At 71.7% G+C, this 20,473-nt stretch carries 18 protein-coding genes; 10 read left to right on the top strand and 8 right to left on the bottom strand.

The window, feature by feature from the left end; genetic code table 11:
* Window positions 1-58 precede the first annotated feature (58 nt).
* Complete coding sequence (locus E9934_RS05640) at window positions 59-790, bottom strand: SDR family NAD(P)-dependent oxidoreductase (RefSeq protein WP_136561869.1); 732 nt, start codon at window positions 788-790, stop codon at window positions 59-61.
* Between the two features lie 120 nt (window positions 791-910).
* Here E9934_RS05640 and E9934_RS05635 point away from each other — a divergent pair, with 120 nt between their 5' ends.
* The 4 genes from E9934_RS05635 to E9934_RS05620 are packed head-to-tail and all read left to right on the top strand — an operon-like array spanning window position 911 to window position 5,469.
* Window positions 911-2,257 carry a flavin-containing monooxygenase gene (locus E9934_RS05635; protein WP_238694786.1) on the top strand — a complete coding sequence of 449 codons (1,347 nt, stop codon included), beginning with the start codon at window positions 911-913 and terminating at the stop codon, window positions 2,255-2,257.
* Window positions 2,254-2,883: a TetR/AcrR family transcriptional regulator gene (locus tag E9934_RS05630; protein ID WP_202977202.1), complete on the top strand. Its 630-nt coding sequence runs from the start codon at window positions 2,254-2,256 to the stop codon at window positions 2,881-2,883. Before E9934_RS05635 ends, E9934_RS05630 begins: the two co-directional genes overlap by 4 nt.
* Window positions 2,880-3,893: an alpha/beta hydrolase gene (locus tag E9934_RS05625; protein ID WP_136561868.1), complete on the top strand. Its 1,014-nt coding sequence runs from the start codon at window positions 2,880-2,882 to the stop codon at window positions 3,891-3,893. Before E9934_RS05630 ends, E9934_RS05625 begins: the two co-directional genes overlap by 4 nt.
* A complete protein-coding gene (locus E9934_RS05620; RefSeq protein ID WP_136561867.1) occupies window positions 3,886-5,469 on the top strand; it encodes an AMP-binding protein in 1,584 nt (527 codons plus the stop codon). Before E9934_RS05625 ends, E9934_RS05620 begins: the two co-directional genes overlap by 8 nt.
* A gap of 87 nt (window positions 5,470-5,556) precedes the next feature.
* Here E9934_RS05620 and E9934_RS05615 read toward each other — a convergent pair whose 3' ends face one another.
* Both E9934_RS05615 and E9934_RS05610 read right to left on the bottom strand, forming a co-directional pair.
* Complete coding sequence (locus tag E9934_RS05615; protein ID WP_136561866.1) at window positions 5,557-7,389, bottom strand: Ig-like domain repeat protein; 1,833 nt, start codon at window positions 7,387-7,389, stop codon at window positions 5,557-5,559.
* 106 nt (window positions 7,390-7,495) lie between these two features.
* A complete protein-coding gene (locus tag E9934_RS05610) occupies window positions 7,496-8,173 on the bottom strand; it encodes a biliverdin-producing heme oxygenase (protein ID WP_238694785.1) in 678 nt (225 codons plus the stop codon).
* A gap of 208 nt (window positions 8,174-8,381) precedes the next feature.
* Between E9934_RS05610 and E9934_RS05605 the strand changes: the two genes are divergently transcribed.
* The 5 genes from E9934_RS05605 to E9934_RS05585 are packed head-to-tail and all read left to right on the top strand — an operon-like array spanning window position 8,382 to window position 13,888.
* Window positions 8,382-9,524: a heme/hemin ABC transporter substrate-binding protein gene (locus tag E9934_RS05605; protein WP_136561864.1), complete on the top strand. Its 1,143-nt coding sequence runs from the start codon at window positions 8,382-8,384 to the stop codon at window positions 9,522-9,524.
* Window positions 9,521-10,561, top strand: coding sequence for a FecCD family ABC transporter permease (locus E9934_RS05600; protein WP_136561863.1), 1,041 nt, complete (start codon window positions 9,521-9,523; stop codon window positions 10,559-10,561). Before E9934_RS05605 ends, E9934_RS05600 begins: the two co-directional genes overlap by 4 nt.
* Window positions 10,558-11,436 carry a heme ABC transporter ATP-binding protein gene (locus tag E9934_RS05595; RefSeq protein ID WP_136561862.1) on the top strand — a complete coding sequence of 293 codons (879 nt, stop codon included), beginning with the start codon at window positions 10,558-10,560 and terminating at the stop codon, window positions 11,434-11,436. The genes E9934_RS05600 and E9934_RS05595 overlap by 4 nt, the downstream gene beginning before the upstream one ends.
* Window positions 11,433-12,548: a hypothetical protein gene (locus E9934_RS05590; RefSeq protein ID WP_136561861.1), complete on the top strand. Its 1,116-nt coding sequence runs from the start codon at window positions 11,433-11,435 to the stop codon at window positions 12,546-12,548. The genes E9934_RS05595 and E9934_RS05590 overlap by 4 nt, the downstream gene beginning before the upstream one ends.
* Entirely contained in the window at window positions 12,545-13,888 is a 1,344-nt protein-coding gene (locus tag E9934_RS05585) for a hypothetical protein (RefSeq protein WP_136561860.1), read from the top strand. Before E9934_RS05590 ends, E9934_RS05585 begins: the two co-directional genes overlap by 4 nt.
* On the opposite strand, the gene E9934_RS05580 is transcribed toward E9934_RS05585, so the two are convergent.
* The 5 genes from E9934_RS05580 to E9934_RS05560 all read right to left on the bottom strand — a co-directional run bounded on the left by E9934_RS05580 (window position 13,863) and on the right by E9934_RS05560 (window position 18,667).
* Window positions 13,863-14,444: a TetR/AcrR family transcriptional regulator gene (locus E9934_RS05580; RefSeq protein ID WP_136561859.1), complete on the bottom strand. Its 582-nt coding sequence runs from the start codon at window positions 14,442-14,444 to the stop codon at window positions 13,863-13,865. The two genes, E9934_RS05585 and E9934_RS05580, sit on opposite strands and share 26 nt — an antisense overlap.
* Window positions 14,445-14,509: 65 nt before the next feature.
* Window positions 14,510-15,343: a purine-nucleoside phosphorylase gene (locus E9934_RS05575; RefSeq protein ID WP_136561858.1), complete on the bottom strand. Its 834-nt coding sequence runs from the start codon at window positions 15,341-15,343 to the stop codon at window positions 14,510-14,512.
* A gap of 35 nt (window positions 15,344-15,378) precedes the next feature.
* On the bottom strand, window positions 15,379-16,893 hold the full coding sequence (locus E9934_RS05570; protein ID WP_136561857.1) for a YncE family protein: 1,515 nt from the start codon (window positions 16,891-16,893) through the stop codon (window positions 15,379-15,381).
* Between the two features lie 46 nt (window positions 16,894-16,939).
* On the bottom strand, window positions 16,940-17,392 hold the full coding sequence (locus tag E9934_RS05565; RefSeq protein WP_193556868.1) for a gamma-glutamylcyclotransferase family protein: 453 nt from the start codon (window positions 17,390-17,392) through the stop codon (window positions 16,940-16,942).
* Between the two features lie 81 nt (window positions 17,393-17,473).
* Entirely contained in the window at window positions 17,474-18,667 is a 1,194-nt protein-coding gene (locus E9934_RS05560) for a S8 family peptidase (protein WP_136561855.1), read from the bottom strand.
* Between the two features lie 279 nt (window positions 18,668-18,946).
* On the opposite strand from E9934_RS05560, the gene lpdA reads away from it, so the two are divergent.
* Window positions 18,947-20,347 (top strand): dihydrolipoyl dehydrogenase, encoded by a 1,401-nt coding sequence (lpdA, locus tag E9934_RS05555; RefSeq protein ID WP_136561854.1) that lies wholly within the window; start codon window positions 18,947-18,949, stop codon window positions 20,345-20,347.
* The last annotated feature ends 126 nt before the right edge of the window (window positions 20,348-20,473 follow it).

Here is a 20,473-nt window from a genome sequence, read left to right as displayed (position 1 = left end):
GGGTCCCCGCGGCGTTGTTCGGGGGCGCTAAGCGGAGGAGAAGAACGTCGTGGGGTGCTCATGAGAAGGCCTTCTCGACGAGACCCACGAGGTCGGGATAACGCATCAGGTGGGCTCCTCCGTTGATGTCGAGGGTCTCGCCGGTGATCCACGCCGCGTCGTCGGAGAGCAGGAAGCGGATCGCCGCGGCGATCTCGTCCGGCTCGCCGCTGCGCCCGAGCGGGGTGTTCTCGACGTAGGCCTCGCGGATGCCGGGGATGTCCATCGCCGGCTGGGTGAGCGGTGTGACGACCAGGCCGGGTGCGACCGCGTTGACGTGGACCCGGCGCGGAGCCAGCTCGAGCGCGGTGACCTCGGTGAGGGCCACCAGCCCCGCCTTCGACGCGCAGTACGCCGCCATCCCGCTGCCGGGCTGACGGGCGTTGAGCGAGGTGATGCTGACCAGGGAGCCTCCGTCCGCGACGTGCCGCCCGGCGTGCTTGAGGGCGAGGAAGGCGCCGGTGAGGCTGATGTCGACGACCCGTCGCCACTCGGCGGCGTCGTGGTCGACGACGCGGCTGAGGGTGCTGGTGCCGGCGCAGTTGACCATCCCGTGGAAGCCGCCGTCGGCGACGACCGAGGCGAACAGCGCCTCCACCGAGGCCTCGTCGGTCACGTCGACCTCGGTGTCGGCTGACGTGCCCGCAAGGTCGCCCACCACCACCCGGTGGCCGGCGCCGCGGAGCATCGCGGCGGTCGCGGCGCCGATGCCCGAGGCTCCGCCGATGACGACGATGGTTCGCTCGCTCACTGCTGCTCCTTGACGTTCGTCGGATTCAGTTGACACATGTCAAACGGTGCGCCTAACGTGACGCCCGTCACGCAGGCTTGTCAAGGGTTCACCGGAAAAGGTGACGCGAAGGAGGACCAGGTGGGCGCACCGACCGACATGCCGAGGGTCGCCGTCATCGGTGCCGGCATCAGCGGCCTGACGATGAGCAAGATGCTCGTGGACTACGGCATCGAGTTCGCGACCTTCGAGTCCTCGGACCGCGTCGGTGGCAACTGGGCGTTCGGCAACCCCAACGGGCACAGCAGCGCCTACCGGTCGCTGCACATCGACACCTCGAAGCACCAGCTGTCCTTCAAGGACTTCCCGATGCCCGACGACTATCCCGACTTCCCGCACCACACCCAGATCAAGGACTACCTCGACGCCTACGCCGACGCCTTCGACGTCCGCCGGCACATCGAGTTCGAGAACGGTGTCGTGAGTGCCCGCCGCCTCGACGCGGCCGACGGTGGCGGGTGGGAGCTGGACACCCAGCGCACGGGGACCCGCCGCTTCGACGTACTGCTCGTCGCGAACGGGCACCACTGGGACCCGCGCACGGCGGAGTTCCCGGGCGAGTTCACCGGGGAGACCATCCACTCCCATGCCTACATCGACCCGTGGACGCCGCTGCACCTGATGGACAAGCGGATCCTCGTCATCGGGATCGGCAACAGCGCCGCCGACATCACCGTCGAGCTGTCGCAGAAGGCGATGCGCAACCAGGTCACCCTCTCGACGCGGAGCAGCGCGTGGATCGTGCCGAAGCTGATGTACGGCAAGGCGGCCGACATGAACTTCCGCACCACCCCCCACCTGCCCTTGTCCTGGCAGCGCAAGGCGATGCAGATGGGTCAGGTGATGACCGCCTCCGACCCCACGCTCTACGGCCTCCCCAAGCCCAACCACAAGTTCTTCGAGGCACACCCGACCCAGTCGGGGGAGCTCCCGCTGCGGCTGAAGTCCGGCGACGTGACGCCGAAGGGGGACGTCGTGCGGCTGGACGGGGAGACCGTCCACTTCGAGGACGGCACCAGTGCGGACTTCGACGTGATCATCTACGCCACGGGCTACAACATCACCTTCCCGTTCTTCGACCCCGACCTCATCAGCGCCCCGGACAACGACATCCGGCTCTACAAGCGGGTCTTCAAGCCGGGCATGGACGACCTGGCGTTCGTGGGCTTCGCGCAGGCCACGCCGACCCTGTTCCCGTTCGTGGAGTGCCAGACCCGCATGATCGCGGCCTGGCTGGTCGGTCGCTACGCGCCGCCCTCGATCGCCGAGATGGAGCGGGTCATCGACGAGGACACGCAGCGCTACACCGGCCACATGGTGCAGCGTCCCCGGCACACCCAGCAGCTCGACTACTTCATCTACGAGCACGACATCCGGGTCAAGGAGATCCCCGCCGGGATGGTGCGCGCAGACTCGGCGGCCCGATGACCGAGGAACGCCCCTGGGCTCGGATGGTCGACCGTCGCAGCGTCAACCGCGGCGACCAGCGGCGGGCGGCGCTGCTCGAGGCGCTCGACGCCCTGCTGCGTGAGCAGACGCTGGAGGAGGTCAACGTCGCGGAGATCTCGCGGCGCGCCGGGGTCACCCGATCGGCCTTCTACTTCTACTTCGAGTCCAAGGCGGCCGCCGTGCTCGCCCTCATGGCCGAGCTCTATGACGACGCCTCCGACGCCACCGACCTGCTGGTCAAGGCCGAGGGGGATCCGCGCAGCCGGATCCGCGCGGTCATCACGACGCTCTTCGACTCCGTCGACCGCACGCCGCACACCTACCGGGCGCTCCTGGAGGCCCGCGCGACCAGCCCCGGCGTACGCGAGCTGTGGGATGCCGGGCGGGCCGACTTCGCCCGCCTCGTCGCCGAGATGATCGAGCGTGAGCGGGCCGCCGGCCACGCCCTGCCCGGCCCTGACGCCGCCGCCCTGGCGGCCGTCCTGCTCGACCTCAACGACAACGCCGTCGAGCGGCACGCGCTCGGCGGGACCGCGGAGCGCGACCACCACATCGACGCCCTGACCCATCTCTGGATCACCAGCATCTACGGGAGCACGCCATGACCACCTCCACCCCGGTGCGCCGCACCACCTTCGACTTCCGCTCGGGCGGCGTGCGCTGCGCGGCCACGCACCATCAGCCGGTGGTTGAGGTGCGAGCGTCAGCGAGCCCGCCGGTGCTTGAGGTGCGAGCGTCAGCGACCCTCGAAACCTCCGGCGCCCCGGTCGTCGTCCTGGCCCACGGCCTCGCCGGCACCCAGGACGCCGGCATGGTCGAGTTCGCCGAGCGCTTCGCGGCGGCGGGCCTGCACGCCGTCACCTTCGACTACCGCGGCTTCGGCGCCTCCGACGTCGCGCCGGGCGCGCACCGGCAGGTCGTGTCGCTGGCCGACCAGCTGGCCGACCTCAACGCCGCGGTCGACGCCGCAAAGGAGCTGCCCGGGGTCGACCCGCAGCGGGTCGTGCTCTGGGGCGACTCGCTCGGCGGCGGCCACGTCATCACGGTCGCGGCCGAGCGCGACGACGTCGTGGCGGTCATCTCGGCGGTCCCGCTCGTCGACGGCCTCGCCGCGGCCCGGCTCGCGCTGCGCCATCACACGCCCGCGCAGCTGCTCGCCTCGACCGGGCGCGGCATGGTCTCGGCCGCCCGTCGTCGCCTGGGTCGCGGGCCGACGATGATCCCCGTCGTGGCCCGTCCGGGCGAGGTCGGCGCCCTCACGGTGCCGGGGGCGCTGGAGGACTACCTCGCCATCGCCGGGCCGACCTGGCGCAACGAGATCGCGGCGGACGTGGTGATGGAGCTCGGCGGCCGCGAGCCGGCGAAGGCGGCTCCGGTGCTGGCCGAGCGGGGCATCCCGTGGTTGGTGCAGGTCGCCGACTTCGACCGCTCAGCCCCCGTGCAGGCCGCGATGAAGGCTGCCTTCGCCGGTCGCGCCCAGGTCCGCCACTATCCCGGCGACCACTTCGACCTCTTCGCCGGCAGGCCCTTCCACGAGCCCGCCGTGCGCCACGCGATCCACTTCCTGCAGCGGCTCGGCCTGGCGCAGACGGAGCGGGAGGCGGCCCGTGCCTGACACCGTCCATGGGCTGCTGCACGCGCACCTCGAGCGCGACACCCCCGGCCTGAAGTACGGCGACCGGGTCTGGTCGTGGCGCGAGTTCCTGGCCGAGTCCGCGGCCCGCGCGCACGTGCTGCAGGACCTGATGGCGTCCGCGGAGGGGGCTGCCGGCCATGTCGGCATCCTGCTCGAGAACACGCCGGAGATGGCCATGGCCATTGCTGCCGGAGCGTTGGGCGGCCATGTCAGCGTCGGCATCAACACGACGCGACGGGGGGAGGGGCTCGCCGCCGACATCCGGCGCGGTGACTGCCGCGTCGTCGTCACCGACAGCGCCCATGCGGCCCTGCTCGCGGGCCTCGACCTCGGCGGCGCGGTCGTCGTCGACACCGACACCGACGACTGGAGCGAGCGCATCGCCGCCGCCCCGCGCACGGTCGACGGGTTCCCGACCGTCGGCGCCATGGACACGTTCATGCTGATCTTCACCTCGGGCACCAGCGGGGACCCCAAGGCGGTGCAGGTCGCGAACTTCATGGTGGTCATGTCCGGCACGGTGCTGGCCGACAAGTACGAGCTGACGCCCGATGACGTCGCCTACTGCGCGATGCCGCTCTTCCACTCCAACGCCGTGCTGGCGGGCTTCGCAGTCGCGGCGGCCTCGGGCGCAGCGCTCGCCCTCGCCCAGTTCAGCGCACGGCACTTCCTCGACGACGTCCGGCGCTTCGGGGCGACGTACCTCAACTACGTCGGCAAGCCGCTGGCCTACGTCCTGGCGACCGAGCCGAGGGAGGACGATGCGGACAACCCGTTGCGGGTCGCCTTCGGCAACGAGGCCGCCGAGCGCGACATCGTCGAGTTCGCGGAGCGCTTCGGCTGCACCGTCTGGGACGGCTTCGGCTCGACGGAGACCGCGATCATCATCACCCGCAACGAGGAGACGCCCCAGGGCTCGATCGGCGTGCCCTTCGACGGGGTGGCGGTCTATGACCGCGAGACCCGCACCGAGTGCCCGCGTGCGACGTACGACGAGAGCGGGCGGATCACCAACCTCGACGCCGCCGTCGGGGAGCTCGTCAACACCCAGGGCGCCGGCTTCTTCGGTGGCTACTACAACGATGAGCAGGCGACGGCGGAGCGGCTCGACGGCGGGATGTACTGGTCGGGCGATCTGGCCTACCGGGACGAGGCGGGCTTCGTCTATCTCGCCGGACGCACCAGCGACTGGCTGCGCGTCGACGGCGAGAACCTCGCGGCGGCACCGCTCGAGGCGCTCCTGCTGCGCCACGAGGCGATCTCGCAGGCGGCCGTCTATGGCGTCCCGGATGAACGGGTCGGCGACCAGCTGATGGTCGCGCTGCTGCTGCGCGACGGGGCAGGGCTGACACCGGGGGGCTTTGCGGCGTTCCTGGCCGAGCAGGCCGACCTGTCGGCGAAGGCCTGGCCACGCCACGTGCGGATCGCCACGACGCTGCCCACCACCGCGACCAACAAGGTCCTCAAGCGCGAGCTGCGCGCCCAGGGGACCGAGGTCGGCGCCGACCTGCTGTGGAGCCGGGGTGAGCGGGACCGCGTCTACGTCGTGGTCTGATCCGGACCTCGTTTCACCGGCTGAACGCCACGAGGGCGAGCCGTCCGGCCCGCCCTCGTGGGTGTTGCTGGTGGTGCTGCTCGATCGTCAGCGGGTGACCCGCAGGACGATCTTCCGGTAGGCCGGGCGGGCGACGTTGGCGTTTCCCGTCCAGGTGACGATCGCGCTCCAGTTGCCCTTGGCGAGCTTCGGCAGGTTCACGAGCGCCGTGCCGTTGCGCAGGTTGACGGCGACCTTGCGGGTGACCTTGCCCTTCTTGAGGGTCAGGATCGCGCGCGCCGCGACCTTGTGGCCCGAGCCGGTCGCGAGGGTGACCCGGGCCCGGCCGGTCCGCTTGGTGGTCGGCACCGGGCCTGCCTTCAGCACGGTGAAGCGGCTGGTGGTCTTCTTGACGACCAGGCTGCCGGCGGCGGTGGTGCCCCAGGTCGCGTCGTCGCCCGAGGTCGTCGCGGTCAGGGGGTAGGTGCCGACCGCGAGCGTTGCGGGCAGCGCGAAGGTCGCCGTGCCGTCGACCACGTCGGCAGTCCGGGGGGTGTTCCCGATGCCGGCCAGCGAGACCGTGCCGCCGCCCTGGGCGACGTCGACGGTGACGGTCGCCGGGGCGCCGTACGTCGCGACCGGGGCCGTCAGCGCGGACCCGGTGGTCGACTTGGAGTCGCGGAGCGCGATGAGCTCGGAGGCGTCGACCGGCGTCTCGGTGACCTGACTGGCGTTGGCAGGGATCGTTCCCTGGCCGTGGGCCTTGCGGGTCACGACCGAGTAGAGCTTCTCGGCGTCCAGCGCGGCGAGGTCGTCGAGTCCGAGGTGGATGCTGGTGCTGAACGCGCCGTCGTCGCCGATGATCGCGTTGGCCGCAGGGGTCCCGGTGAGGTCGCCGGGTGCCGTGCCGACCCAGGCCGTCGGACCGTCCATGTCGCCGACGCTGCCGCCGGTGTAGGCCGGGTCGCCCGCGGCGTACTCACGCAGCGAGACATAGACGCCGGGGGCGGTCTTGAGGAAGCCGGTGCCCTCGACTCCCACGTTGATGCCGGTCGAGTCGGTCGACAGGCTCACTGCGGTCTGTGCCGCCGCCACCTCGGCGGTCAGCGTGAAGGGCGCCGGGTAGCGGACGCGGCTGCTGCCGTCGACCAGGTTCTGGAACGTCGTGTGGTAGACGAAGCCGTCGCTGCTGGCGCCGGGCCCCTGGCCGTCCGCGACCCCGTCAGGCCCTGCGAGGTGGGTGACCAGCTCAGGTGCCCACAGGCCGCGCAGGTTGGCGAAGGTGGTGGTGCCCTCGTCGACGGTGGTCGAGAAGCCGTTGGCGTAGGGGTAGTCGTCGTAGGACGCGTCGCCCGGCGTGGGGTTCGGGTTGGCGAGCAGGTCGACGATCTCGACCCGCGTCGGCGCGCCGCCGGGGTGCTCGCCGTTGCCGGGCTTGGCCACCGGCGGCTCGACCCAGGTGCTGGCCGTGGTGGTGCCGTAGGACACCTCGGCGGTCACGGAGCCCGTGCCGGTCGAGTCGAAGGTGAACTCCGGGTCGGCGATGCGGACCCACTGGTTGCCGGTCGACGCCCAGATCGTGAAGTGCCCGTCGTAGCTCAGCGTGGTGACGCCGGTGACGGGGTCGACGCCGCCCTCGCCGTCGGCCCAGTCGATCGTCGAGCAGCGTGGCTGCGGGGTCGGCATGGCGAGCGCATCCGGGTTCGCGTCGACGCACGTCGCGCCGTCGCCGGTCTCGGTTCGCAGGGAGGCGAGCCCCATGCGGTAGTGGCGTGCCAGTTCGCTCACGGCCCAGGAGGCCGTGGCCGTGCCGTCGACGTCGCCCGTCTGGCCGGCGCGGGCCGGAGCGGGGGTCGAGGCGAGCGCGGCGCCGGCGAGAGCCGCAGCGGCGACGCCGGCGAGACCGCGACGTGCGTGGCGACCGTTGAGGATGGTGGTCATGGTTGCCTTCCAGTGGGGGCACCGGCCCGGACCCGATGCGACCTGAACTTAGGTAAGGCTGACCATAGCAGGTTGCTGACGACCTGTCAGAACGGTCGGTCGACGCTCAGCTGTCGAGACGGCGGTAGTCCTCGATGTCGGCCGAGAGCTCGGCGAACAGGGCCTGGTTGAGGTTGAACGCGACCTTGACCTCGGCCACCACGGCCTCGATCCCCGCGGCGTCGAGGCCCAGGTCGTCCAGGCGTGCCCGGTAGGCGTCCTTGTAGGGCTTCGGCTTGGGGATCCCCGGGAACTCGTAGAACGCGACGCCGACGCCCTCGGGCAGGTCGAACGTGCGGGTCAGGATGCGGCCGATGACCTGGCCGCCCGACAGGTCGCCGAGATAGCGGGTGTAGTGGTGCGCGACCAGCAGGCCGCCCCACTCGCCGGCCGCCCGGAGGCGGGTCGCGTAGGCCGACGCGGCCGGCGAGTCGACGCCCGCCGGGTCGGTGCCAGGGGCCCAGTGGGTCAGGTCGGCCTCGATCGCCGCCAGCCGCTCGAGCGCGGCGTCGTGGACTGCCGCGACCAGCGGGTCGGCGGCCTGCTCCCGGACGGCCGCCTCCAGGGCGTCGTAGACCCGATGCAGGCGGAGCAGGAGTGCGGCGTAGGCGTCGGCGTTGAGCTTGCCGTCGAGCAGCTCCGACATGAACGTCGAGTTCTCGGCGGCCTCGTGCTCGGCGCGCGAGCCCTCGCGCATCGCCAGGGAGAGCGAGGGGGTCACGGTGGTGTCAGCGACGGAGGTCACGAGGGGCCCTTCTGGGGGTCGGCGCGAGAGGACGGCGTTATCTTGACACATTGTCAGCAAGATGATGACATGACGTCAAGGAGCAGGTGAGCCTCTCCTAACTTCGAATGATAGCGTGAGCCTCGCACCCAGCAGCGGGATCGGGCCCGCGAGCTTCGGACAGGCCTCGGAGAGGCCTCGAGCCACCCTCGACCAGACAGTGAGACCCATGGCGACCCGACCGAGCCGGTCCCCGAGGCGCCGGGGCCTCCCCGCTGCCGTCCTCCCGGTCATCGCACTGCTGCTCCTCGCACTGGTCAGCGCGTGCGGCCTGAACGCCCCCGGTGCCGGCGACGACCACGGCGGGGCAGGGGGCGGCACGCCCGCACCGGCACTGGCTGACGCGGAGGTGCTCGACGACCCCCGCAGCTGGGACGGCGCGACGACCGCCGTCGTCTCCTCGGCCGAGGTCGACCCCGTCGCCGACGCTCCCGAGCCGCGGTTGCCGGTCACGGTGACCGACGCCCAGGGCACCGAGGTCGAGGTGGCCGACGTCAGCCGCGTGCTGGCCCTGGACGTCTACGGCACGCTGTCGCGCACCGTCTTCGAGCTCGGACTGGGCGACCGGCTGGTCGGTCGCGACATCTCGACCCAGTTCGACGAGGCCGCCGACCTCCCGCTGGTCACCCACAACGGCCACGACCTGTCAGCCGAGGCGATCCTCGCCCTCGACCCCACGCTGATCCTGACCGACACGTCCCTCGGCCCGTGGGACGTCATCCTCCAGATGCGCGACGCCGACATCCCGGTCGTGGTCGTCGACTCCCACCGCGGCCTCGACAACATCACCCGGCTGACCCGCGAGGTCGCCACGGCACTGGGGGTGCCTGACGAGGGCGAGATCCTCGCGCAGCGCACCGAGGAGCAGATCGCGACCACCGTCGACAGCATCGCGGGGGTCGCGCCCACCGACCTGTCCGAGCAGCTGCGCACGGTCTTCCTCTACGTCCGCGGCCAGTCCGGGGTCTACTACATGTTCGGCGAGGGCTCCGGCTCCGACTCCCTGATCGACGCCCTCGGCCTCTACGACGTGGCGGCCGAGCTCGAGTGGGACGGCATGAAGCCGGTCACCGACGAGGCGATCATCGCTGCGCAGCCCGACCTGATCCTGATGATGAGTGGTGGGCTCGACTCCGTGGGCGGCATCGACGGGCTCCTCGATCGGCTCCCGGCCCTCGCCAACACCCCGGCGGGGGAGCACCAGCGCCTCGTCGACATGGCCGACGCGCAGATCCTCGGCTTCGGGCCGCAGACCGCCGCAGTGCTCAACGCACTGGCCGTGGCGATCTATGCGCCCGAGTCCGTCTCATGAAGGTCCGCACCGGAAGGGTCGGACTGATCAGCGCGCTCCTGGTCCTCCTCGGGGTGGCGGTGGTCTTCAGCGCCGCGCAGGGACAGCTCCGGATCCCTCCGCTGGAGGTGCTCGGGTCCGTCCTCCACCGCCTCGGCCTCGACCTCGGGCCGCTCCCGACCCATCCGCGTGGCGAGTCGACCCTGTGGGAGGTCCGCTTCCCGCGGGTCGCGATGGCGGCCGTCGCGGGAGCGGCGCTGGCGACGGCGGGAGCTGTCATGCAGGGCACCTTCGGCAACCCCCTGGCGGAGCCCGCGGTCGTCGGCGTCTCCTCGGGCGCAGCCGTCGCGGCGGGCACGGTCATCGTGTTCGACATCGGCCTCTTCGGCAGCTGGACCATCGCGGTCGCTGCCTTCGTCGGCGGCCTGATCACCACGCTGCTGGTCTATCTCCTCTCCCGCGACGGCGGACGCACCGAGGTCGTCACGCTGGTGCTCACCGGCATCGCCCTCAATGCCCTGACCAGCGCCGGGCTGGCCTTCCTGATGTTCCTCGGCGACCAGCAGGCACGCGAGGAGATCGTCTTCTGGACCCTGGGCAGCCTCAACGGCACCCGCTGGGCGGCGGTGGCCGTTGCCGCGCCCCTCGCCGCCGTCGGGATCGCCGCGTCGGTCGTGCTGGCCCGCCAGCTCGACCTGCTCGCGCTGGGCGATCGCGCCGCGCGTCACGTCGGCGTCGAGGTCGAGCGGCTGCGGATCGTCTCCATCGTGGTCGTCGCGGTGCTCACCGCGGCGGCCGTGAGCTTCTGCGGCATCATCGCCTTCGTCGGCCTCGTCGTCCCGCACGTCATCCGGATGCTCGCCGGCCCCGGCCATCGGCTGCTCATCCCGGCCAGCGCCCTGGGTGGCGCCGTGCTGCTGATGCTCGCCGACCTGTGGGCCCGCACGGCGATCGACAACGCCGACCTCCCGATCGGGCTGCTCACCTCGCTCGTCGGCGGCCCCTTCTTCCTGTGGCTCATCCGCCGCTCCCGGCGCACCGCGGGAGGGGGGGCATGACCAGGACCGCCGACGTCATCCTCCCCGCGGGACTGCTCGCCCGGTCGGTGAGCGTCGAGATCGGTGGCGCCCGCATCCTCGCCGACGTCACCCTCCAGGTCGAGCCCGGAGAGGTGGTCGCGCTCGTCGGCCCCAACGGTGCGGGCAAGTCGACCCTGCTCGCTGCCCTGACCGGCGACGTCGAGCCCGCCAGCGGCACCGTCGAGCTGCAGGGGCGCCCCACGGCGTCGTACCGAGCGAAGGAGGCGGCACGCCAACGGGCCGTGCTGCTCCAGAAGTACGCGATCGCGTTCGGCTTCGACGTGCGCCACGTCGTCGAGATGGGGCGTTCGCCGTGGTACGGCACGGCGCGCAGCGACGAGGACGACGTGGTCGTGCGCCGGGCCATGCGGCACGCCGACGTCCTGCACCTGTCGGAGCGATCCTTCCCGACGCTGTCGGGTGGGGAGCAGGCGCGGACCTCCTTCGCGCGCGTGCTGGCCCAGGAGACGCCGGTGGTGCTCCTCGACGAGCCCACCGCGGCCCTCGACATCCGGCACCAGGAGTCCCTGCTCGCCACCACCCGCGACGTCGCCCGGGCCGGGGCGGCGGTCGTGGTGGTCCTCCACGACCTCTCCCTCGCGGCGGCCTACGCCGACCGGATCTGCGTGCTGGCCCGCGGTCGGGTCGCGGCGGACGGGCCGCCGAGCGAGGTCCTCACCGAGGATCTGCTGACCGTGGTCTATCAGCACCCGGTCCGGGTCATCGACCTCGACGGCTCGCCCCTGGTGGTGCCGCTGCGGGCGCCCCATCGGGGCCTGGCCGACCACGACGTCCCCGACGAGACGACCGACGAGACGACCGACGAGACGACCGACGAGACGGAGGCGCGATGACGGCGCTGCGATGCATTCGACTTCTGCTGGCGATCAACCTCGCCGCCGCTCTGGCCGTGCTCGGCCCGTCGCCCTCGGCGACCGCGGCCGGTCGGGTGACCCTCACGAACTCGGCCGGCGCCGCGGTGATCGACGCGACCTATGCGACGACCCTCACCGTCGAGGGCCGCGGCTTCCAGTCGGTCCGGGGCAGCAGCGGCGGCGTCTACGTCTTCTTCGGCACGGTGAGCGGTCGCTGGCAGCCCAGCCAGGGTGGCGACTCGGGTGAGGACTATCTCTACGTCCCCGACTCCCGGAGCAGCGCCAACCAGGGCTACCAACGCTTCCTCGCCTTCACGCCGGGAACCAGCGGGGCCTCGGGCAGCATCAAGCAGGACGGCTCGTTCTCCACCACCATCACGGTCCCGGGAGCGACCTTCAAGGCCGTCGGCCTCAACGGCCGGGCGCGGACCGTCGACTGCCGCAAGGTCCGCTGTGGCGTGATCACCATCGGCGCCAAGGGCGTCCACAACGGCAACAACGAGACGTTCACGCCGGTGCAGGTCGGCGACCTCCACGACGGATCGTCGCCCAGTGCCGACCCGTCGTCCGGTACGACGGACGCCGCTCCGGCCACGGTCGGGGATGCTGTCGAGAGTGCGCCGCAGGTGAAGGGCCCACGACTCCTCGAGGTCGACCGGACAGCGGCCCACACCGGTCGGGTCATGCCCTTCCGGGCCTCGGGGCTCCCGGCGGGCAGTCAGGTCTCGGCCGTCCTCGACGACGGCGTGGCCGCCGCCGGCCCGTTCCTGGTCGGCGCCGACGGCGCGGTCGCCGGCGTGCTGACGCTGCCGGCGGACCTCGACGCCGGCACCCACGAGCTGCGGATCTACGGCCCGGCCAGCCTGGACGCCAAGCCGGTCACCGTGCGCTTCGCCGTGGCTGTTGACGAGGATGCCGGGTCGCCGCCGGCGACCGCAGCGGAGGGAGAGGACAGCGAAGTGCCGTGGGGGCCGATCGTCTTCGGCGTCTCGGCCGTGCTCTTCCTGGCGATCCTCGCCCGGACCGTCGTGTCCGTGACCCGCCGACGGCGCGCACCCCGAGGGGCCGCCGCGCCTCCGGAGCAGTCGTGATCGCGCGGCCGACCCCGACTGCCGTGGCGTCCTGGCGCCGGGTCGTCGCGGTCCTGCTGGCCGTCGGTGCGGCGGTTGCCCTCGCCATCGGACTCGTCGGCGCCCTCACGCCCGCGTCCAGCGCCGCCGAGCCGACGGGAGCGGCGGACGCGACCACCACCGAGCCGACCGAACCCACCGAACCCACGGACCCGACGGAGTCCACGGAGCCGACGGACCCGACGGAGTCCACGGAGCCGACTGAGCCGCCGGACGAGGCGACCGAGCTGACGGATGCCGTGCTGCGCTGGGGCGTCACGCGTGAGGCGAACACCCTCGCCCACGACGGTGTCCGCTACAGCTTCCCCGGCGCCGGCACGAGCGAGGGCAATGGCGGCGAGGCCATCACCGCGGCGCAGTGGCGCCAGCGTGTCGGTGACGTCTCGATCGAGAAGGGCGACCCGGCACTGGGTGGCTACCGTCCGGCGACGTGGGCCGACCACGTGGTCGGCGCCGGAGGGTTCAGTGACCACCAGATCGTCTTCGCAGGGGGCACGGGCTCGGTCGATCCCGCGGCCGGCACGGCCCGCGTCGCGTGGCAGGGCTCCGCGACGATCTTCTTCTACTCGGGCGCCTCGCTCTTCTCCCTCACCGACCCGGTGCTGGAGATCGGCGACGGCCGGGGCGTGGTCACCGCGACGCTGTCGGGCTTCAAGTCCTCGCAGAGCGGCGGCGTCTGGTCGCCGGCTCCGGTCGCGAAGGATGTCGTCGTGGCCACCTTCTCCGCGCTGGGGCCCGACCGCTGGGAGGACTGGGGCTTCACCGCCGCGCCGGACTACCGCGGCGTCCGGGTGGCCGACGTCGCGGTGCCGCAGGTCCGGGGCGGCGACCACTGGGGTGCGTTCCCACAGCCCTTCGTCTCCTACCTCGACATGCTGGGCAGCGGTGCCTTCTGGTACTCGACGGGTGGCTCGCAGCCCAGCAAGGTGGCCCTGCCCGTGACCGTGCAGTTCGGCGCCGACGAAGGCGTCGTACCGCAGCCGTCCCCGCAGCCGACCGACCTGCCGACGGTCGACAACAGTGCCCCGCCTCCGCCGAACCCGGACGAGGTGGTCACCGTCCCGGCCCCCGGCGCTCCGGTGCCGGTCGCCGCCGCGGCTCCTCCCGCCGCGACCGCGGGCCAGGTGCTCGCTCGTCCGATGACCGAGATGCGGCTGACTGCCGCCACCCCACCGTCCGGGCGGGGGAGCGACGGTGGATCTGGCTGGGCGTGGTGGGGCGCCAGCGCACTGCTGCTGGCCGCGGCGGCCCTGCTGCTGATCCCGCCGGCCGGCGTCAGTGCGACGCGACGGGCTGGCTGACGCCGACGGCGCGCAGCACGAAGTCCTCGATCGCCGAGGCCGGCAGGTGCCGGGGGACGAGGCAGGCGTGGATGAGGGAGAGGGCGGCCTCGACGTCGGTCGTCCCGAACTCGCCGCTGGCCTGGCCGTCGAGCACGATCTCGCGCAGCACGGCCTCGACCGACTCGATGTGGTGACGCATCTCCAGGCGCGCGGTCTCCGACAGCTGGCCGACCAGGCTCGGGCCCAGGCCCATGTGGAACTGCTCGCCCGCGGCCAGGTGGTGGTGGACATAGACGCGGAGCCGGTCCGAGGGGGTCGCCGCCTGCTCCAGCGCGGCCCGCAGCTCGGTGACGTAGGCGCGGGTCGTCCGGGTCGCGAAGGCGACCAGGACGGCCTCGCGGTCGCTGAAGTGGTGATAGATCGCGGTGCGACCGAGGCCGGCGCGCTCCGCGATCTCACGCATGCTGATGCTCTCGAAGCTGCGCTCGACCATCAGCTCGGCGAAGGCCTCCAGGACGCTCTGGTGGACCTGGACGCGGTGGTCGCGCAGGGTTTCGCCGTGGATGCGGGGCACGCTCGCGATCCTACCGCCACAGCACCTGCCGTCGTCGGCTCAGATCATCGGCTCAGAACGTCGGCTCAGATGAGCGGCACGACGCGTCCGAGCAGCTCGCCCATCCGGGTCGCCGCCGCGCGGCCCGCCTCGAGCACCTCGGCGTGGTTGAGCGCCTCGCCGCTCAGGCCGGCGGCCAGGTTGGTCACCAGGCTGATGCCGAGGATCTCCATCCCGGCCTCGCGGGCGGCGATGGCCTCGAGGGTCGTGCTCATCCCGACGAGGTGGCCGCCGAGGATCCCGGCCATCCGGACCTCGGCCGGGGTCTCGTAGTGCGGGCCGGGGAACTGGACGTAGACGCCCTCGTCCAGGCTCGCGTCCACGCTGCGGCACAGCTCACGCAGGCGCGCGGCATAGAGGTCGGTGAGGTCGACGAAGTTCGCGCCGACGATCGGGGACTGCCCGGTCAGGTTGATGTGGTCGCTGATCAGCACCGGGGTGCCGGGCGTCCACGACTCCTTGAGCCCGCCGCACCCGTTGGTCAGCACGATGGCGCGGCAGCCGGCGGCGGCGGCCGTCCGGACGCCGTGGACCACGGCGGCGACCCCACGTCCCTCGTAGTAGTGCGTGCGGCTCAGGAACACCAGCAGGTGGCGGTCCGGGGCGCCGTCGGCGCCGCGCACGCGGATCGAGCGGATCTTGCCCGAGTGACCGGCGACCGCTGACGCGGAGAAGCCGGGAAGGTCCGTCACCGACAGCTCCGTGGTGTCCGCGCCTCCCGACGCGTCGAGCGCGTCGGCGGCGGGCAGCCAGCCGGACCCGAGGACGAGCGCCACGTCGTGACGGGCAACGCCGGTGATCTCGGTGAGTCGGGCGGCGGCCTCGTCGGCCAGGGCGTACGGCGTGGGGGTCTCGCTCACGGGACGACCCTACTCACCGATCGCTCACCCAGCCGTCACCACGTGCTCGCGAGCGCCTCCGGGACGTAGCCGTGACGCACGCGCTGCGGGTGGTTGCCCACCGGGAGGTAGGCGAGCTCCTCGCCGGTCGCGGTGGAGAGGACCGCCACCGCGTCGTCGTCGGACAGCGACACCCAGCAGGTCTCGTTGAGCCCCTCGGTGGACCAGTAGGGCTTGCCGTAGCCGTGGCCGGTCGTCTCCTCGTCGAAGTAGGTCGCCTCGCCGGTCGACGCGTCGACGAGCGCGGCGTAGTCGTCCATCGTGCCGGCGACGCAGAGCGTCGCGCCGTCGGCGCTGATCGCGATGCCGTGGTGGGCGGAGTCGTTGACGTAGGCCTCGCGCGGCATCGTCGGCACCCGGTTGTCCAGCTCGACGACGTCGGTGACGGCGCCGGTGGACGGCTCGGGCTCGCCGCCCAGCGTGTAGTCGCTGGTCCCGTTGAGGTCGGCGGCCTCGGTGTCGAAGACGACATAGCCGTGGAGGAAGGAGACCTGGAGGAACAGGTGCCGACCGTCGGGGTGGACCGCGACGGGCCGGACCGCGCTGCTCATGCCGGGATGGCCGGCCTCCGCGAGCTCCTTGCTCATGTCCCAGCGCTGCAGGACCTCGAAGTCGTCGACGGAGACGTACTGCAGCCAGCGGTCGGCCTTGACCGCCTGGTCGAGCGCACCCCACGGCAGGCCGATGAGGAAGCGGTCCAGGCCGAGCAGCCGCGCGATCGGGCCCAGCTGCAGGCCCATCAGGGTGCCGTCGGTGGCGTCGAGGTCGTCACCGGGCAGATAGACGCGGCCGATCGAGGCGTGCAGGATCCGCTCGCCGTCCTCGGTGTAGTTGCTCTCGTGCGGCGTCTCGCCGGAGGGGAAGGTCCGCAGCCGGTCGCCCATCTTGACGACGGTGCCGTCGTCGAGGGTCTCGTCGACCATCGAGTACTCGATCACCTGGCGCTCGGTCGAGTCCGACACCAGCAGCCGGCGGCCGTCGTTCGACAGCTGCATGTGGTCGGTCCGGAAGCCGTCCATCTGCTGCTCGCGCACGATGGAGTCCGTGCGTCCCGCCGTCGCCTTCGCGATGTCGATCCACACGACGTCGGCGAAGCTCGGGCGGGAGACCGCGAGGTACTTGCCGTCCATCGTCGTGAACATGTCGTCGACGTACTGGTTGTGCCCCTGGCCCGGGCCGGCGTTGATCGCCAGGAAGAACACGAGGTCGATCGGGCTGGAGATGATGCGGCGGTTCTCCTCGGCCTTGTCGGGGATCAGGTTGATGCCGCGCTTGAGGACCTCGAGCGAGTCGGCGTCGACCACGCTCGCGGTGCCGTCCCAGTTGTTGCCCACCCACATCACCGAGCGCAGGCCCGGATCAGCCGGTCGTACGGCGATGGGCAGCTCGTGCTGCGCCTCCGGGGTCTCGGGCTCAGGAACCGACGTGGCGGTGCCGCAGGCGGCGAGCCCGCCGAGCGCGGCGAGGAGCAGGGCACAGGACGCCACGGCGACGGGGCGGGGAGCACGCATGACCTGACAACGATTCAGGTTCGCCGCGGTCACGCCGCGGTCGGCCTCAGAGTCCGGTGGACCGGCAGGGCCGGATCCGCAGGGCGTTGACGTAGTCGTCCGGCGCGTCGGCCGACTCCGCCGCGTCCGCGAGCACCCCGAGGTAGGACGCGGACGGCAGGCCGCCCTCGAAGGCGTCGAGGACATAGGTCCAGGCGACGATCTCGCCGACCATCGTGGAGATCCGCACCTTGGTGCGGCGGTAGAGGCCGGAGTCGGCGGACTCCCACTGGTCGAGGGCCCGCTCGTCGAGCGGGCTGACGTCATAGACCGCGACGAAGACCTGCTCGAACGGGTCCTGGACGATCGTGGCCAGGGCGCCGTCCCAGCCGTGCTCCTCGCCACCGAAGGTGAGGCGCCAACCGGTCAGCCACCCGGTCGTCCGGAGGGGGGAGTGGGGACACCGCTCGCCCATCCGCGCCGGGTCGAGGTTGGTCCCGTAGGCGGCGTACGACGTCACGGGCTCAGGGTAGTGCCTGCGGCGACCATGATCTGGCCACGACCTGGCCATGACCTGACCGTGACGTCGCACGCCGACCGGTCATCCGCCGACGTACAGCAGGTGGTTGGCGGGGGTGGCGGGCGAGCAGAGGATCAGCAGCACGCAGGTGCGCGCCGTGCCGGTGACCTTGCCCTTCGTGCTCGCGGCGACGATCGCGCTGCTGACCGTGGCCGGCGTGGCCGACGGATTGGCCTGGAGGTAGAGGGCTGCGGCCGCGGCGACGTGGGGCGAGGCCATCGAGGTCCCGCTGATCGTCCTGGTGCCGTTGGCGAGCCAGGCCGAGGTGATGTCGACGCCGGGCGCGAACAGGTCGACGCAGGTGCCGCGGTTGGAGAAGCTGGCGCGTGCGTCGTTGCGGTCGCTGGCGGCGACGGTGAGAGCGGCCGGCACCCGTGCGGGGGAGACGCGGCAGGAGTCGGCGTCCTCGTTGCCCGCGGCGACCGCCATCGCGACGCCGTCGGCGATCACCCGCTGGACCGCGGTGTCGAGCGCCGTCGAGGCGCCGCCGCCGAGGCTCATGTTGGCCACGGCCGGGGCGCCGGCCGCGTGGTGCGCGACGACCCAGTCGAGTCCGGCGATCACGTCGGAGTTGGAGCCGGAGCCCTCGCAGTCGAGCACGCGGACGCCGATCAGCCGGGTCTGCTTGGCCAGGCCGTGTTGCACGCCGCCGATGGTGCCGGCGACGTGGGTGCCGTGGCCGTTGCAGTCGGTCGCGTTCGTGTCGTCGTCGATCGTGTCGGTGCCGTGGACCGCGCGCCCCCCGAGGTCGGGGTGGGTGGTGAGGATGCCGGTGTCGATGACGTAGGCGTCGACGCCGGCTCCGGTGGCGCCGTAGGTGTAGCTGTTGTCGAGCGGCAGGCTCCGCTGGTCCACCCGGTCCTGACCCCAGCTGCCGGTCGGGCTCTGGGTGTCGCTGACGCTCACCCGGCGGTCGAGCTCCACGGACAGGACCCGCGAGTCGCCACGCAGGAGCGCGAGGAGGGAGTCGGTCAGGGTCGCGGCGAAGCCGTTGAGCGCGTGCTCGTAGACCTGGGTGACCGCACCGCCGCGGTTGCCGACGAGGGAGTCGGCCGTCCGCTCGGCGTCGGCGGACGGCGCGAGCGTGACGATGACGTCGAGGAGACCCGCTGCCTGAGCGGGGGCCGGTGCGGCGTGGGTGGGGCTGGGCGAGAGGGGGACGAGGCCGGCGACGGCGAGCGTGCAGGCAGCGGCGAACCCGAGAATCCGAGACATGTGGGAGCACTTCCTCGTTCGTGGTCGACGCCCCGAGCGGCGTCGTACCGGAAAGTAGCTGCACTCTGCCCGAGCACGATGTCGGGCACAAGCACCACGGCACTAGTGGTCATCTCCGGAAGTTCTCCGGGGGTCCCGCGCCCCGAGCGCGCACCTCGCGGCGTTGCTGACGCTCGCAAGACGACCCGGTATGGCGTCGCGTCTGCGCCTTGCGATGCACGCACTCGGAGCACGGGCCACCCCCGAACAACTTCCGGAGATGACCACTAGGCTGGGAGCGTGACCCACTTCGATGTCCTCGTCCTCGGTGCCGGCCCCGGTGGGTACGTCGCCGCGATCCGCGCCGCACAGCTCGGCAAGTCCGTTGCCGTGATCGAGAAGAAGTACTGGGGCGGCGTCTGTCTCAACGTCGGCTGCATCCCGTCGAAGGCGCTGCTGAAGAACGCCGAGCTGGCGCACACGCTCACCCACGAGAAGGCCAAGTTCGGCATCGAGGGTGACGCCACGATGGCCTTCGGTCCGACGCACGCGCGCTCCCGCCAGGTGAGCGCCGGCATCGTCAAGGGCGTCCACTTCCTGATGAAGAAGAACAAGATCACCGAGGTCGACGGCTGGGGCACGTTCACCGGGCCGAAGACGATCTCGGTGAAGGCCGAGGACGGCTCGACCACCGACTACACCGGCGACAGCATCATCATCGCCACCGGTGCGACCGTCCGGACCGTCCCCGGTGTCGAGGTCAACGGCAAGAACATCGTCAGCTACGAGGAGCAGATCCTCGACGAGAACCTCCCGGGCTCGGTCATCATCGGCGGCTCCGGCGCGATCGGCGTCGAGTTCGCCTACGTGATGAAGAACTTCGGCGTCGACGTGACCATCGTCGAGTTCCTCGACCGGATGGTCCCGACCGAGGACGCCGACGTCTCCAAGGAACTCGCCAAGCACTACAAGAAGCTCGGCGTGAAGGTCCTGACCTCCACCGCCGTCAAGGGCGTCGAGGACACCGGTTCCGGCGTGAAGGTCCGCATCGCTCCGGCCGCGGGTGGTGACGAGCAGGTGCTCGAGGCCGACAAGTTCCTCGCGGCCTTCGGCTTCGCCCCGCGCATCGAGGGCTACGGCCTCGACGCCGCCGGCGTGAAGGTCACCGAGCGCGGCGCGGTCGAGATCGACGACTACTGCCGCACCAACGTCGAGGGCGTCTACGCCATCGGCGACTGCACGGCCAAGATGATGCTCGCCCACGTCGCCGAGGCCCAGGGCATCGTCGCCGCGGAGACCATCGGCGGCGCCGAGACGATGCCGATCGACTACGACTTCATCCCGCGCGCCACCTACTGCATGCCGCAGATCGGCTCGTTCGGCTACTCCGAGCAGCAGGCCAGGGACAAGGGCTACGACGTCAAGACGGCGTCCTTCCCGTTCTCGGCCAACGGCAAGGCTCAGGGCCTCGGCGAGGCCGTCGGCTTCGTCAAGATCGTCGCCGACGCCGACTACAACGAGATCCTCGGCGCGCACATGATCGGCCCCGACGTCACCGAGCTGCTGCCCGCGCTGACGCTGGCCCAGAAGTGGGACCTGACCGCCGACGAGGTCGGGCGCAACGTCTTCGCGCACCCGACGCTGACCGAGGCGGTCAAGGAGGCGATCCACGGGATCGCCGGCCACATGATCAATCTCTGAGGCAGCGTCCGTCCGAGGAACGAGGGCGGGCGCGTGGGCCGAAGAGGTCGAGCAGGCGCCCCCCTGCGAGCCTGCGAGCAGGGGTGACCGCCGTGTCGAGACCCACCAACCGCGCGAACGAGGAGT

This window comes from Nocardioides caeni (genome assembly GCF_004912195.1).
In the GTDB taxonomy this organism is placed as follows: Bacteria; Actinomycetota; Actinomycetes; order Propionibacteriales; family Nocardioidaceae; genus Nocardioides; species Nocardioides caeni.
This window is presented reverse-complemented; position numbering and strand designations above follow the sequence as displayed.

Excerpts from the sequence above, each read along its gene's own strand:
- E9934_RS05605 (WP_136561864.1), top strand. The coding sequence starts at position 8,382 with ATGGCGACCCGACCGAGCCGGTCCCCGAGGCGCCGGGGCCTCCCCGCT.
- E9934_RS05570 (WP_136561857.1), bottom strand. The coding sequence starts at position 16,893 with ATGCGTGCTCCCCGCCCCGTCGCCGTGGCGTCCTGTGCCCTGCTCCTC.
- E9934_RS05615 (WP_136561866.1), bottom strand. The coding sequence starts at position 7,389 with ATGACCACCATCCTCAACGGTCGCCACGCACGTCGCGGTCTCGCCGGC.
- E9934_RS05595 (WP_136561862.1), top strand. The coding sequence starts at position 10,558 with ATGACCAGGACCGCCGACGTCATCCTCCCCGCGGGACTGCTCGCCCGG.
- E9934_RS05600 (WP_136561863.1), top strand. The coding sequence starts at position 9,521 with ATGAAGGTCCGCACCGGAAGGGTCGGACTGATCAGCGCGCTCCTGGTC.
- E9934_RS05630 (WP_202977202.1), top strand. The coding sequence starts at position 2,254 with ATGACCGAGGAACGCCCCTGGGCTCGGATGGTCGACCGTCGCAGCGTC.
- E9934_RS05625 (WP_136561868.1), top strand. The coding sequence starts at position 2,880 with ATGACCACCTCCACCCCGGTGCGCCGCACCACCTTCGACTTCCGCTCG.
- E9934_RS05560 (WP_136561855.1), bottom strand. The coding sequence starts at position 18,667 with ATGTCTCGGATTCTCGGGTTCGCCGCTGCCTGCACGCTCGCCGTCGCC.
- E9934_RS05590 (WP_136561861.1), top strand. The coding sequence starts at position 11,433 with ATGACGGCGCTGCGATGCATTCGACTTCTGCTGGCGATCAACCTCGCC.